Source organism: Raineya sp. (assembly GCF_053497555.1).
In genome coordinates, this window is the sequence record NZ_JBRCWE010000016.1 from 15,291 (window position 1) to 29,684 (window position 14,394).

Annotated in this window: 11 protein-coding genes; 10 read left to right on the forward strand and 1 reads right to left on the reverse strand. The window is 37.0% G+C overall.

Annotation, left to right across the window (positions count from 1 at the left end; translation table 11 throughout):
* Positions 1-53: 53 nt before the first annotated feature.
* Entirely contained in the window at positions 54-287 is a 234-nt protein-coding gene (locus ACWITO_RS01730; RefSeq protein ID WP_448528290.1) for a DUF433 domain-containing protein, read from the forward strand.
* Positions 277-633: a DUF5615 family PIN-like protein gene (locus tag ACWITO_RS01735; protein ID WP_448528291.1), complete on the forward strand. Its 357-nt coding sequence runs from the start codon at positions 277-279 to the stop codon at positions 631-633. The genes ACWITO_RS01730 and ACWITO_RS01735 overlap by 11 nt, the downstream gene beginning before the upstream one ends.
* Here the strand turns inward: ACWITO_RS01735 and ACWITO_RS01740 are convergent.
* Complete coding sequence (locus tag ACWITO_RS01740) at positions 624-2,327, reverse strand: hypothetical protein (RefSeq protein WP_448528292.1); 1,704 nt, start codon at positions 2,325-2,327, stop codon at positions 624-626. The genes ACWITO_RS01735 and ACWITO_RS01740 overlap by 10 nt on opposite strands.
* 91 nt (positions 2,328-2,418) lie before the next feature.
* Between ACWITO_RS01740 and ACWITO_RS01745 the strand changes: the two genes are divergently transcribed.
* From ACWITO_RS01745 to ACWITO_RS01780, 8 genes are all read left to right on the forward strand, one after another.
* Positions 2,419-3,417, forward strand: coding sequence for a Ppx/GppA phosphatase family protein (locus tag ACWITO_RS01745; protein ID WP_448528293.1), 999 nt, complete (start codon positions 2,419-2,421; stop codon positions 3,415-3,417).
* Between the two features lie 60 nt (positions 3,418-3,477).
* On the forward strand, positions 3,478-7,020 hold the full coding sequence (gene dnaE, locus ACWITO_RS01750) for a DNA polymerase III subunit alpha (protein WP_448528294.1): 3,543 nt from the start codon (positions 3,478-3,480) through the stop codon (positions 7,018-7,020).
* Between the two features lie 54 nt (positions 7,021-7,074).
* The gene (locus tag ACWITO_RS01755) at positions 7,075-8,631 is read left to right on the forward strand and encodes an AAA family ATPase (RefSeq protein WP_448528295.1); all 1,557 of its coding nucleotides are present in this window, start codon (positions 7,075-7,077) and stop codon (positions 8,629-8,631) included.
* A 51-nt stretch (positions 8,632-8,682) separates the two neighbouring features.
* A complete protein-coding gene (locus ACWITO_RS01760) occupies positions 8,683-9,585 on the forward strand; it encodes a histone deacetylase family protein (protein WP_448528296.1) in 903 nt (300 codons plus the stop codon).
* A 137-nt stretch (positions 9,586-9,722) separates the two neighbouring features.
* Complete coding sequence (locus tag ACWITO_RS01765) at positions 9,723-11,123, forward strand: MBL fold metallo-hydrolase RNA specificity domain-containing protein (protein WP_448528297.1); 1,401 nt, start codon at positions 9,723-9,725, stop codon at positions 11,121-11,123.
* A 68-nt stretch (positions 11,124-11,191) separates the two neighbouring features.
* On the forward strand, positions 11,192-12,199 hold the full coding sequence (locus tag ACWITO_RS01770) for a S8 family serine peptidase (RefSeq protein ID WP_101359761.1): 1,008 nt from the start codon (positions 11,192-11,194) through the stop codon (positions 12,197-12,199).
* A gap of 18 nt (positions 12,200-12,217) precedes the next feature.
* Positions 12,218-13,600, forward strand: coding sequence for a WG repeat-containing protein (locus tag ACWITO_RS01775; protein ID WP_448528298.1), 1,383 nt, complete (start codon positions 12,218-12,220; stop codon positions 13,598-13,600).
* Positions 13,601-13,610: 10 nt separating this feature from the next.
* Positions 13,611-14,345 carry a WG repeat-containing protein gene (locus ACWITO_RS01780; RefSeq protein ID WP_448528299.1) on the forward strand — a complete coding sequence of 245 codons (735 nt, stop codon included), beginning with the start codon at positions 13,611-13,613 and terminating at the stop codon, positions 14,343-14,345.
* Positions 14,346-14,394 lie beyond the last annotated feature (49 nt).

Sequence of the window (14,394 nt, forward strand, 5' to 3'; positions counted from 1 at the left end):
TAAAAAAAATAGCGTCAAATAAGAATTTAAGAAATCTTGTAAATCTTATCAAAATGGCAAATTTACTCAATCGTATCACATTAAACAGTGAGGTTTGCCACGGCAAGCCAACTATTCGCAATACTCGCTATTTGGTGTCCAGTATTTTAGAATATTTGGCTGGTGGAGATACTATGGAAGACCTGTTGGCAGAGTTTCCAGACCTTACTCGTGAAGATGTTTTAGCTTGTCTGCAGTACGCTGTTGAAGTAATAAAATTAAAATCATCAAATTTGAATGTCGCTTAGATTTTTAGTTGATGCTCAGCTGCCGCCTTCTCTTTGTAAAGCCTTTATAGAAAATAACTATGAGGCTATTCATACAACTGATTTACCAGAAGGAAACAATACCAAAGATAATGAAATCATTAAAATATCTATTGAAAATAAGTTAGTTGTAATTTCAAAAGACTTGGACTTTTGGGATAGTTTCGCATTGAAAAAAGAGCCACATAAACTAATACTCGTAAAAACTGGAAATATCAGCACAAAAGAATTAAAACAAGTGTTTAAGGAGTTATTTTCTCAAATTATCACCCAAATAGAACAGAATGATATAATTGTAATTACTAGAGAGGGGGTCTCTCACTTTTGATATTTCCAAATTTCCACCCAAGCTGTTTCTTGCACCTTTTGATAATTTGCTAGGTTCAGAGGAACATCAAGCGATTTATCCAAAATCACCCAATCGTAATTTTTATTTTTATTGCTATAATCTACCTGCACGCCCCACTTTTCTTGCAAATTGTAAAAAGCTATCAAATTCTGATAAATCAAATCATTGCTGAATATTTTTTCGTTTGCTTTAAGTCTTAAAGTTCTTATTTTTTGAAAACAATCTACATAAGCCGAATGAATTTGAGGATAGGTACGCACTTGATAAACTTGCAGAGAAATCAGAGCGGAAATGGTAAAAGCCAAAGATAGGTTTTGATAAAATTTGGGAATACGTATCAAAAAATTTTCAAGAACAAATACAAGAGGAATTGCCATAGCTATCCAAGTTCGCTGGGGTAAGAGTTTTTGTTGTAAAATCATCAAAATCAGAGCAGAAATCATTAAGAGTAACCAAAATTTTGTTTGAAGTGAAGTTTGGGACGAACTTTTTAGAAAAACTGCAAAACCAAGTAGTAGCAATAGTAAAAAAACAGCATAAGCCCCTTCTATCCCCAGCCAAAAATCTCCAAAATCTTGCCAATAACTCCAAAAAGATTCACGAAACTGCTTACCTGCCTCATTTTGCCAAGAAGTAGCCAAAAGATTTTCAGAACCATTGAGCAACAAAATAGGCAAATACAAGAAAAATACCGCCACGAAAATACTTGAAACGGGAAGCATTAAATTTTTGAATATGAGATTTTTATAGCTTTTGAATTGAAGTAAAACAATCCCCGCAAACGAAAGCAAAAAGCCCGCAAAATAATATAGAAAAAGCGGTATCGTATAAAAACCTGCAATACTCGCTAAAAAAAAACTGATTTTTTCCCAAACAGCCCTTTTGTTTTGGGGTACTTTTTCAAGAATTTGCAAAAGAGCATTCCCGCTAAGCCAAACCCAAAGTGTAAGCAACAGATATCCTCTCCCACTTACGCTATATGCCTGTATCGGTGAAAGCAAGGTAAAAATAAGTACCAAAGCCAGAGCCACCTGAAATGAATTTCTTTTCAGAAAAAAACGAAATAGCAAAATCTGCAAAAAAAGTAAGCAAAGCATTGAAGGCAAGCGAATTGCCCACAATTTGTTTCCAAAAAAGTCTTCCCAAAGGCTTACCCAAAGATTAAGCAAAATATGATTATTAGGATTGGGGTAATAAAGTGCTGAAACCCAGAAACCTTTGCTTGCAAAATGAACATAGCTAAAAGCCTCATCAATGTGGATTATCTTGAAATTTAGCAAAAAGCTGTTATACAGAATACTTACAAGCAAGAAAATAACAATTGTTATTTTCTGAATTTTGTTCATTTTTTGGAGCGAATAGCAAAATGATGATACTTTTAGCAAAAAATCTTGCTTGAGCCTTTCAAGGAAACTTTGTAGTTGCAGGACTTTCCTTTGTATCCAAAAACTTATCAAAGCCAAAAGCAAACCACCAAAAGTGCTAAAAATTTGAACATACCGAAAGTTTTGAGGATTTAGGATTTGAGAAGTAAGTTTTTTCCATTGAGCTTCATCGAAAGGGTAACTATGGGCTACCCAAGTTAGGACACTTTCATAAGAAACCTGCCAAACTGCCAATGAAAAAGTAAAAAATAGCAAGCCCAAAACTAAAAAAATAACTTTCAGTAACATTTGGCAAGCAATTTGCTCAATTTCTTAACAAAAAAATCACATTGATTTTGATTGAGTTTCGCTCAAAAAAACTAATTTTGCAGTCGTTTTTATGAACACTCTGCACTCATATCGCCCAAAAGTAAAAGATTATTCGGATACTGCCAAAAATATTGCCGCTATTGATATTGGCACCAATACAGCTCATTTGCTTGTGGTAGAACTGCCCGCCCAACAGCAAATTTTTACCCCTTTTCGCATTTTACACAAAGAAAAAATAGCTACCAAAATAGGTGAAGGCGGTATCAGTTATGGCTTTATTACCGAAGCCGCCCAAGAACGTCTGCTCAAAGCCCTTCATCAGTTTTGCGAGGTATTGCAGTATTATGGAATAGCCCCCGAAAACGCCCTGACTATTGCAACAAGTGCTTTTCGGAATGCTTCTAACCAAAAAGAAATGATTGAAATTGTACGTGAGCAAACAGGCTTGCAGGTACAGGTTATTTCGGGTGATGAAGAAGCGGAGCTGATTTATTATGGCGTTAAAGCCGCTCTCAAAATTGGAAAAGGCAATGCCCTCATTATGGATATTGGCGGGGGTAGTGTGGAATTTATTGTATGCAATGCCGAAAAAATGCTATGGAAACAAAGTTTTGAAATCGGAGCTCAAAGGCTTTTAGATAGATTTATGCAAAATGAAAAAATTACCCCTTCCGAACGACAAGCTCTCAATGATTTTTTAGAACAAACCCTCTCCCCTCTTTCCGAAATACTAAAAATTTACCCTATTGAAGTGCTTATTGGTTGCTCGGGAACTTTTGATACTATTGATGACATCAATCACATCAAAAAGCATCAAAAATTAGACTACAATGCCAAAGAAAGTGCCTTCACACGAGCCGAATTTGAAGTTATTTTTCAAGAATTTTTAGAAAAAAACCACGCCGAAAGGCTCGCTATACCCGGAATGACCCCAATGCGTGCCGATATGATTGTCGTTGCTTCTTGCCTTCTGGACTTTGTACTTAGCAAATATCATATCTCACAAATTCGCGTTTCTCATTATTCGCTCAAAGAAGGAGCTATTTACAAGTTTTTGCAAAATTGCTAAATCCGTTTTGCTCAAAAACTATTTTTCACGAAATTAGCACCTTCAAAATCATTCTTTTCTATGTCCCAAATTATCCCTTTTGTGCATTTGCACTGCCATACGCAATTTTCGCTACTTGATGGAGCGGCAAGTATTAAAGAAATGATGAAAAAAGCCAAAAATGATGGTATGAAAGCCCTTGCCCTTACCGACCACGGCAATATGTTCGGGGCTTTTAAGTTTGTAGCAGAAGCCAATGCCCAAGGACTAAAACCTATCGTAGGTTGTGAGTTTTACCTTGTCAAAGACCGCTTTCAAAAAAATTTCAAGAAAGGCGAAAAAGATAAACGCTATCACCAGTTGCTACTTGCCAAAAATGCCGAAGGTTATAAAAATCTTTCCAAACTTTGCTCTTTGGGCTTTATTGAAGGCTATTATGCCAAATATCCTCGCATTGATAAAGAACTAATTTTGAAATACCATCAAGGGCTGATTGCTACTTCTTGCTGTTTGGGTGCCGAAATCCCGCAGGCAATAATGTACGAGGGTGAGCAGAAAGCCGAAGAACTGCTTCAATGGTGGATTGATGTATTCGGTGAAGATTATTACATTGAACTCCAACGCCACCACATTGAAAACGTAAATGGCAATGGTATGAGCCAAGAAGATGTAAATCAGGTACTTTTGCGTTTTGCCAAAAAATACAACTTAAAAGTAATTGCCACCAACGACTCACACTATGTAGATGAAAAAGATGCCGCCGCCCACGATATTTTGCTCTGCATCAATACGGGTGCCAAAGTTTCGGACCCCAAAGCCACAGATGAAGAAAGTAGCAAGGGGCGTTTTGCTTTTCCCAACAACGAATTTTATTTCAAAACTCAAGCCGAAATGAACACGCTCTTTGCTGATGTTCCTACGGCTCTGGATTTTACAAATGAAATTTACGATAAAGTAGAAAATCTCAAACTCAAACGGGATATTCTAATGCCCAATTACCCACTTCCACAGGGCTTTCAATCGCAGTTTGAATATCTCCGCTACCTTACTTTTGAAGGGGCAAGACGCAAATACGGCTCGCTTTCAGCAGAAATTGAGCAACGTCTCCATTACGAACTGGAAGTAATGCAAAAAATGGGCTTTGAGGGTTACTTTCTAATTGTACAAGATTTCATCAATGCCGCCCGCGAGCTAGGGGTTTGGGTAGGTACGGGACGTGGCTCGGCGGCGGGTTCGGCAGTAGCCTACTGCATTGGCATTACCAACATAGACCCCATTCAGTACAATTTGCTTTTTGAGCGTTTCCTGAACCCCGAACGCGTTTCTATGCCCGATATTGATACCGATTTTGATGACGAAGGTAGGCAAAAAGTTATTGACTATGTTGTGGAAAAATATGGTAGAAACCAAGTGGCTTCTATCATTACCTATGGCACAATGGCGGCAAAAATGGCTATCAAAGATGTGGGCAGAGTGCTGGAACTGCCACTCAACGAAACCAATGAACTTGCCAAACTTATTTCCGATAAGCCGGGCACGAAACTCAAAGATGAGTACGAAAAACCTGAAATTAAGGCAATTTTGCAGGAAGATAGCCTTCGCAGTCGCGTTCTGAAAGAAGCTCTGGTGCTAGAAGGCTCTGTACGCAACCGAGGCGTACACGCCGCAGGAATTATCATTGCCCCTGATGATATTACCAACTATATCCCTGTTTGTACCGACCCCGAAACCCCTCTACTGATTACACAATTTGATGGCAAAGTAATTGAAGAGGCGGGTATGCTCAAAATGGACTTTTTGGGGCTAAAAACCCTCACTATCCTACGCGATGCCATTGATTTAATACATAAAAATCACGGTATAAAAATTGATATTGATAAAATCCCCCTTGACGATAAAAAAACCTTTGAACTTTACCAAAAAGGCGATACAATCGGCACGTTCCAGTTTGAGTCCGAGGGTATGCAAACTTGGCTTCGTAAGCTCAAACCTACCAATATTGAGGATTTGATTGCTATGAACGCCTTATACCGCCCTGGTCCTATGGATTTTATTCCCGTGTATATCAATCGTAAATACGGCAAAGAACTCGTAGAATATCCTCACCCCCTTTTAGAGCCTATCTTGAAGCACACCTACGGTATTATGGTGTATCAGGAGCAAATTATGCAAACGGCTCAGATTGTTGCAGGCTATACGCTTGGCGGAGCAGATTTATTGCGTAGGGCTATGGGTAAGAAAGATAAAGAGAAAATGGCAAAAGAACGCGATAAATTTGTAAAAGGAGCAAAAGAACTCAATAATATTGATGAAAAGAAAGCCAATGAGATTTTTGACATAATGGAGCGTTTTGCCGAATATGGCTTCAATCGCTCTCACTCTGCCGCTTATTCACTTATTGCCTTTCAAACTGCCTATCTGAAAGCACACTACCCCGCTGAATATATGGCTTCGGTGCTTACACACTCTATGGGCAACATTGAAAAAATTACTTTCTTTTTGGAAGAGTGTAAAAAGCAAGGTGTAGAGGTGCTGGGACCCGACATCAACGAAAGTGCCGATAAGTTCAGTGTAAATAAAAAGGGACAAATTCGCTTCGGACTAGCGGCTATCAAAGGAGCTGGCGAAGTTGCCGTTGCTAATATCATTGAAGAAAGACAGAAAAATGGTGAGTTCAAATCTATTTTTGATTTTGTAGAAAGAGTAAATTTGCAGTCGGTCAATAAACGTGCTTTGGAGAGTTTGGCTCAATCGGGCTGTTTCGATTGTTTCAAAGAAATTCCTCGTGAGGCTTATTTTGCCAAAGAAAAAGATGAAGAAGCCACTTTTATTGAAAAGCTAATCCGTTATGGCAATGCCATTCAAGCAGAAAAAAGCAATGCTCAGCAATCGCTTTTTGGGGGTGGCACGGCTCAACTCATTCCTCCGCCCAAAGTACCTAAAAACTATAATACTTGGAGCAATCTGGAACGCCTGAACAAGGAAAAAGAAGTTGTAGGTTTTTACATATCGGGGCATCCGCTCAATGCTCATAGAATTGAGCTTGAGAAATTCACTTCTTGCCGCCTGAAAGATATTTTCAGACCTAAAAGCGAAGAAAATCCCGAACCTTTTTACAAGGATAAAGAAATTGCTATTGCAGGTATTGTTACGGAAGTGCAGACCAAACAAGCCAAAAATGGTAATTATTTCACCACTTTCAAAATAGAAGATTACGATGGCAGTTTGCAAATAAGCCTTTTCGGTTCGGATTATGCCAAATTTTCGCCTTTTGTCAAGCAAGATGCTCTTTTATTTATCAAAGGTAAAATCCAAAAACGCTACAATGGCGAGGAATTTGAGTTTAGAGTTCAGACTATTGACTTTCTGACAGATGCCCGCGAAAAACTTATCAAAAGTCTTATTTTACAAGTAGATTTACAACACCTTTCGGAGCGTTTAGCCGCTGAGCTGGAAACACTTTTGCAAGAAAACAAAGGCAAAATACCCCTCAAAATGATACTATGGGATAGTAAAGAAAATGTGCAAGTGCAAACTTTTTCCCAAAAATATGCTATAAGCATAGAAAACGAACTTTTGGAAAGTTTAGAGCGATTAGAGGGCGTGAGCGTATCATTGGGATAGTTTGAAAAACAAAGTTGTTTGCGTTTGGAATGAAAATATCTAAATTACCTAAAAATGATGCCTACAAACCTTCCTCTTTTGCCCGTAGGTGAGCAAGATTTTGAGAAAATACGGAAGCGTGGCTGTGTGTATGTAGATAAAACTGAATTTATTTTTCAGCTCATCAGTTCAGGAGGTTCGTTTTTCTTTATTTCAAGACCTCGCCGCTTTGGAAAATCTTTACTTATTAGCACGCTTAAAGAAATTTTTTTAGGCAAAAAACACCTTTTTGAAGGGCTTTTTATTTATGATAAAATTGAATGGCAGTCTTTTCCTGTTGTTCATTTGGATTTTAGTAGCTTGGATTTCAGAGGAAAAGGCTTAGAAAAAGCAATCAGCGATAAACTTGATGATATTGCCCAAAATTATCGGGTCAGTTTGGTAGAAACTACCCTTGGCAGCAAATTCGCAGAGCTTATCCAGAAACTCCATAAGCAAGCTAATCAGGCAGTAGTTATTCTTATTGATGAATACGACAAGCCTATTACTGATGTACTTGAAACTTACCAAAATGAGCAAGCCTACATACACCGAGAGGTATTGAGGGCTTTGTATGGCATCATCAAAGGAAACTCGCAATATATTCGCTTTTTTTTGCTAACGGGTATTACGCGTTTTACCAAAGTTTCTCTTTTTTCCGACCTCAATAATCTCACTGACCTAACTTTTTACAGCGATTTTCACAATTTGCTTGGTTATACGCAAAAAGAGTTAGAATTTTATTTTGAAAAACATATCCAAAAAGCCGCCGAGTATCAAAACAAATCCACAGACCAGCTTCTTAGTGAAATCAAGGAATGGTACAACGGCTATTCTTGGAATGCCCGTGAAAGAGTCTATAACCCTTTTTCTATTTTACGCTTCCTTACTCAAAAAGAATTTTACAATTTTTGGTTTGAATCAGGTACGCCCAAGTTTCTTATCCAAAAACTTAAAGAAAGACTTTATTTCAATCTATCCCAAACTTCTATTTCTTTGGCGGGTATCAATACTTTTGATATTGATAACCTCAATACAGAAACTTTACTTTTCCAAACGGGCTATCTTACTATTGCCGAAAAAGATGATTTTGGCAACTTTTTACTTAATTATCCCAACAAAGAGGTAGAGCAATCTATGCTACAATACTTGATTACTGCATTTTCAGAAAATCCTCGTAGTGATGTAAATGCTAAGAAATTAGCTCGTGCTATTCATAACCACGACTTTGAGCTTTTTGAGCAAACACTCAACCAACTTTTTGCTGATATTCCTGCCGAAATTTTCCTTGCCAAAAAAGAAGCCTACTATCATTCTATTGTATTTTTAGCTCTCAAACTTGCAGGCTACTTCGTCAAAGCAGAAGTTCGTACTTCCAAAGGTAGATTAGATGCGATACTTTCTTACCAAAACCGAATCTATATTTTTGAGTTCAAACTTGATGAAAGTGCCGAAAAAGCGATAGAGCAAATTCATCAAAAAAAATATTACCAACATCTGGATAGTAATGCAAAACAAATTTTCTTGGTAGGAGTTAATTTTTCAAGCCAAAGCAAAGAAGTTGAAAAAATGATAGTAGAAGCGTGGAAATAAGTTCTTTCAAACGTCTTAAAGCCAGATTTTTCATTAAATATCACTGCCGAAATGCTCAAAATAGCTTGGAATTCTCTCTATCGCCACCCACTTCCCGAAGGACACCGCTTCCCAATGCTCAAATACGACCTTATTCCCGAACAATTGCTCTATGAAGGCTCAGCAAGCACCGAAAACTTTTTTTCGCCTCGTCCTATTGAGGAAAAATACATCACCAACACACATTTAGCAAGTTATTGGGAAAAACTAAAAAATCTTGCACTTTCTCCATCCGAAATCCGCAAAACAGGCTTTCCACTTTCCCAAAGTTTGGTAGAAAGAGAAATCATTATTGCCCAAGGCACCATAGATTGTGCCTTGTATGCTCAACAATACGGCATAGCAATGAATGTAGCAGGTGGCACACATCACGCTTTTACAGATAGAGGCGAAGGCTTTTGCTTGCTCAATGATGTGGCAATAGCAAGCAACTATCTGTTAGAAAACAATTTGGCAAAGCGTGTTTTAGTAGTAGATTTAGATGTTCATCAGGGCAATGGCACTGCCGAAATTTTTAGAAGCAATTGGCAAGTTTTTACATTTAGTATGCACGGCGAGAAAAATTATCCTCTGCAAAAAGAAAAATCCGACTTGGATATACCCCTGCCCGATGGCATTACAGATGAACCCTATCTGAAAATTTTACAAAATACATTGCCAAGGCTATTAGAAAAACATCAGCCTGAATTTATTTTTTACATTTCGGGGGTAGATGTACTACATACCGACAAGCTCGGCAGATTGGGTTTGAGCTTGGAAGGTTGTAAAGCCCGCGACCGATTTGTTTTGGAAACTTGCAAGCGTAATCAAATTCCACTTGCTATCAGTATGGGAGGCGGTTATTCGGAACGAATTGCCGATATTGTAGAAGCTCATTGCAATACTTTTCGCCTTGCCCAAGAAATTTTTTTCTAAAAAACCAAGCTCTTTCCAAGCAAATTTCCTAATTTTCAAAGCTGATTTGAAATTTTTATCGCTAATTCCTCAAAGCTAATAAGTCAAATCCTGTAAATCTTGAAAATCATTTTAATTTTGGCTTAATTTTTTTGCTTATGAATATCAACATTCGTTTTTTGGGAGCTTCGCAAGAAGTTACAGGTTCTAAATTTTTACTGGAAGTAGATGAATTCAAAATATTGATAGACTGCGGTTTGTTTCAAGGGAAAAAAGAATTACGTGAACTGAATTGGTCTGATTTCCCTATCAATCCCGCTGAAATTGATTGTATCTTGCTCACACACGCTCACATAGACCATACAGGCTATTTGCCTCGCTTGGTAAAACAAGGCTACAAAAAGTCTATTCATTGCACCCACCCTACCCTTGATTTGGTTAAAATTTTACTTTTAGACTCCGCCAAATTGCAAGAGGAAGAAGCCTTTTACGCTAGTAAAAAAGGTTATTCCAAGCATAACCCACCCGAGCCGCTTTATGATGAAAAAGATGCTCAAAAAGTATTTCCACTACTCATCAGCCACCCTTTTAGGCAGTGGATAAAAATCAGCGATACCATAGAAATTCGTTTCCAAACCGCAGGACATATTCTTGGAGCTTCTATCATTGAAGTTCTGCTCAAAGGCGAAAAAGAAAACAAAAAAATAGTATTTTCAGGAGATTTGGGCAGATACCAAGACCCTCTGATGCCTCCACCTACGCCTATTCAAGAGGCAGATATTTTGCTTATTGAATCTACCTATGGCAACCGAGATAATATTGATGTATTTCCTGAAAAAGAGTTGGGTAGGATAGTCAGGCAAACCCTTAAAAATGGCTGTTTGATAATTCCCGCTTTTAGCGTAGGCAGAACCCAAAGTGTGCTTTATTACCTTACCCAACTACTTGAAAAACAAGAAATTCCTAATGCTCCTATTTTTGTAGATAGCCCAATGGCAATAGACGTAACCGAACTTTACGACAAATATGACGACTGCCACTCGCTTGCCAAAGAAGTCTTTCAGCAAGAACCCAATTTTCTCAAACACCCCAATATTCATTATTACCAAAGTCAGGAGCAATCTATTTCGCTCAATGAAATCAGGAAAGGGGCTATTATTATTTCAGCAAGCGGAATGGCAACAGGAGGCAGAATTTTGCACCATCTCTACAATCGCTTGCCCAACAGCCAAGATACTATTTTATTTGTGGGCTACCAATCAGAAGGGACAAGAGGTAGAGATTTGCTAGAAGGCAAAGAATTTATCAAAATTTTTGGCTCATACGTACCCGTAAAAGCTCATATTGAATACATTGCAGGACTTTCTGCCCACGCCGACCAAGAAGAACTCTTGCAATGGATTTCAAATTTCAAGCAAAGCCCTAAAATTACTTTTATCACTCACGGCGAAAAAGAAGCCTCGCAGAGCCTTGCCTCACTTATTCAAGAAAAATTTCATTGGAAAAATGTAGTAATCCCCAATTATATGGAAGGTTTTGTGCTGTTTAGAGGCATTTAGCAAAATACCACAAATGACGTATATCATTTTAGGCTTTTTCAAGTAATTTTGGTAAAATTTCCAAAGTTATGCTAAAAGCCTTTTTCAGTATTATATTGAGCCTGTTTTTAGTGAGTGCCGATGCCCAAAAAAGCAAAGCCAAACCCAAAATTCGCGTGAGTGTTTGGGAGTTTTTTGATGTTCGCACCTTTCCTGATGAAAATATTTTCATAAACCCTCGTGAAATTCCTAATGGCAAAGATGATGACAAGAATGGCTTTGTAGATGATGTCTATGGTATAGGTTTTGATTATCAAGAACAGCCTACTTTGCACGAATATACTCCTATTTATGATTCGGCAGGAAAAACCTTATCCCGTTATTTTCACGGAACAGCCGTAGCAGGCATTGTACTACGCAATAATCCCGATGTAGAGCTGGTAGGCGTTGGGTTTTTGAAATATGTGGATAGACCCAAAGAAGCTGAATGGTTAGAGAATATCAAAAAAAGGCTTTTGGGTAGTCCTGAAGCAGATGTTGCTTTGCTTGATAAGGCATTTCGTACTTCTGTGGCATATTTTAAGGCTCATAATGTAAAAGTTGTGAATATTAGTTGGGGGGCTCGTACCGATTTCTTTAAAAAATTCCTTACAGAGTTAGGCATTTATAGCGAAGAAAACTTTGAAAAAATGAAAAAATGGATGAAGCTTTTTCACGATAGCCTTTACAAAGTTTTCAAAGAAAATCCCGATATTTTTTTTGTGATAGGGGCAGGTAATGAAAATAGCGATATTGATGCCATTTTTTCCGTCCCTGCGGTTATAGATTTACCCAATACTATCGTTGTTGGCGGATTAGACAAAACAAGCACACAAAAGGCAAGTTTTTCTAACTACGGAAAAAATGTAAAAGTGTATGCCACTGCCGTCTATGACCAGCTTCAAGTTTCGCCTATGCACGTTTTGCCCAATGCCGAAGGAACTTCATTTGCCGCCCCTGTGGTTACGGCTTATGTTGCCCGCGAGCTAGCAAATGGCAAAAATTTCAAGCAAATCAAAAATGAATTGATTGCCAAAAAGCATATTGTTTCAAAATAACCTTAAAATCAAAATTATATGAAAAAAGTAGTTTTTATTTCCGTTCTAATCAGTATAAACCTACTTTTAGAACAGAAAGCCTTTAGCCAAAGTTCAGTAGAACTTATTCCCTATCGTAACAAGCAAATGAAATGGGGATATTGCGATAAAAACAAAAAAATAATCATACCTTGTGAATATGATGAAGTTCAACTTTTTAGAGAAAATATCGCTTTTGTAAGAAAAGGAAAGAAATGGGGTACGATTGATACAAAAGGTAAGGTTATCATAAATTTTCAATATAGTGAAGTTCGTTACCCTTTCAACAATGGTGTAGCTGTGGTGATAAAAAATAATCAATTAAGTTACATAGATACAAACGGAAAAGAAACGAATAAACCATCAAAATATTTATCATCAAATAGTAATATAGAAAACGAATTTGATAAATATTGCTATAACCCTGAAAATCTAATTTTTAATACAAATCTTGCAAAAGTTCAAAAAGATGAGTTGTGGGCATTAAAAGATGAAAAAGGAAAACTGGTTACTCCATTCAAGTATTATTGCATAGAAGATTTTAAGGAAGGAATGGCAAAAGTAGCAAGCAAAATTGAATATATCTCAATAGTAAGTAACCAAGGAACTGAAACTATTAAAAGTTGTGCTTTATATGGCTTTGTTGATGCAAATGGGAAAGAAATCATACCTTGCAAGTATGCGTATGCTACTGATTTCAAATTTGGATTTACCGCCGTTCTTACCTATCCTGACACTGTAAATGTTGATGCAAATACCAACTATATCGATAATGCCAAAAAGAAAACTCTTATTTTTGATAAGAAAGGTAATCAATTAGCTGAAATAGATGAAAATTCTGCTTCCTTTATCTCAAATGATAGTTTATTGGTACTAGTAAAGCCTGGATATAGAATTTTAGCAATCTACAAGCTAAATGGGAAAGCATTGATACCATCCAACAAATATGACCTTATCGAATTTTTACTTTTTAGAATGTATGATACTGAACAATTAATTATCTTTCCATATAATTTAGCCTGTGTAGTCAAAAATGGAAAAAAAGGAGTAATATCAAAAAATGCTCAAGAAGTCTTACCCTGCGAATATGATGAAATTTTCACGAGTAAAGACTTCATTTTTGCAAAAAAAGAAAAAAAGTGGGGTATTTTTAGCAACAAAGGAGAAGCAATAATTCCTTGCAAATATGATGATATTGGGTTAATTGAAAACAATAGATTAGATAAATTTTTGAATAGTTTAAGAAAAAATTTTACCGGAAATTTTGTTAGTAGCCGAGGTGAAGTTTTCTTACACTTAATATACTCAAAAGATTTGTTCTTGGTAGTAGAAAATGGTATTCTTGGCTATATTGACACTAAAGGAAACAAATATTGGGATTAAATAGCTTATTATGAAAAATCTTGTATTCTTGTTCTCCATAGCTCTTGCGAGTTATCAAAATCTTTCTGCCCAACTAATGGCAGAAAAAGTGGTACAAAATAAAAAAGTAGGCTTTCTGGATTTGAAAGAAAAAAAGTTAGTCATTCCTTACGAGTACGAAGATGCTGAAACTTATGCAGTAGGCAACAACATCGCCGTAAAGAAAAATGGAAAATGGGGACTTATCAACGAAAATAATCAGGTGCTTATCCCCTTTGAATACGAAATGATTTACAGCAGTTGCGACCACACTACTTCTGCGAAAAAGAATGGCAAATGGGGCGTCATTGATATAAACAGCAATGAGGTGCTTATTCCCTTTGAATACGAGCAAACAGGAAAAACTTTTCATAGTAAAATTTTAGGTGTAAAAAAAGGGGAAACTTTTACCATACACAATCCCATCATTGCCGTCAAGCAAAATGGTAGGTGGAAATTCATCAAAAAAGACACTAAAAACTTTATGCCTTTTAGTTTTGAAGATGTTGATGTAGATTGTGGCGAAGTTTTTTTAGATATAGGAGATGTAAAAATGATTATGCGGGGAAAAAGAAATTCTTTACCCTACATCAAATTTGAAGGCGAGTGGTACGAACCTCGCTACAACGAAGAAAAAGCAACTTTTGAATTTGTAGAGGATAAGGAAGCGAAAATATATAAAAGAGGAGATTATGCCCCTATCTCCAATTCCCCCACTAAAAAATAAGCATTAAGCTCTACACAAACACAAAGCAACAAAACACTCAATTTCAAAT

Excerpts from the sequence above, each read along its gene's own strand:
- ACWITO_RS01730 (WP_448528290.1), top strand. The coding sequence starts at position 54 with ATGGCAAATTTACTCAATCGTATCACATTAAACAGTGAGGTTTGCCAC.
- ACWITO_RS01735 (WP_448528291.1), top strand. The coding sequence starts at position 277 with ATGTCGCTTAGATTTTTAGTTGATGCTCAGCTGCCGCCTTCTCTTTGT.
- ACWITO_RS01740 (WP_448528292.1), bottom strand. The coding sequence starts at position 2,327 with ATGTTACTGAAAGTTATTTTTTTAGTTTTGGGCTTGCTATTTTTTACT.
- ACWITO_RS01745 (WP_448528293.1), top strand. The coding sequence starts at position 2,419 with ATGAACACTCTGCACTCATATCGCCCAAAAGTAAAAGATTATTCGGAT.
- dnaE (WP_448528294.1), top strand. The coding sequence starts at position 3,478 with ATGTCCCAAATTATCCCTTTTGTGCATTTGCACTGCCATACGCAATTT.
- ACWITO_RS01755 (WP_448528295.1), top strand. The coding sequence starts at position 7,075 with ATGATGCCTACAAACCTTCCTCTTTTGCCCGTAGGTGAGCAAGATTTT.
- ACWITO_RS01760 (WP_448528296.1), top strand. The coding sequence starts at position 8,683 with ATGCTCAAAATAGCTTGGAATTCTCTCTATCGCCACCCACTTCCCGAA.
- ACWITO_RS01765 (WP_448528297.1), top strand. The coding sequence starts at position 9,723 with ATGAATATCAACATTCGTTTTTTGGGAGCTTCGCAAGAAGTTACAGGT.
- ACWITO_RS01770 (WP_101359761.1), top strand. The coding sequence starts at position 11,192 with ATGCTAAAAGCCTTTTTCAGTATTATATTGAGCCTGTTTTTAGTGAGT.
- ACWITO_RS01775 (WP_448528298.1), top strand. The coding sequence starts at position 12,218 with ATGAAAAAAGTAGTTTTTATTTCCGTTCTAATCAGTATAAACCTACTT.
- ACWITO_RS01780 (WP_448528299.1), top strand. The coding sequence starts at position 13,611 with ATGAAAAATCTTGTATTCTTGTTCTCCATAGCTCTTGCGAGTTATCAA.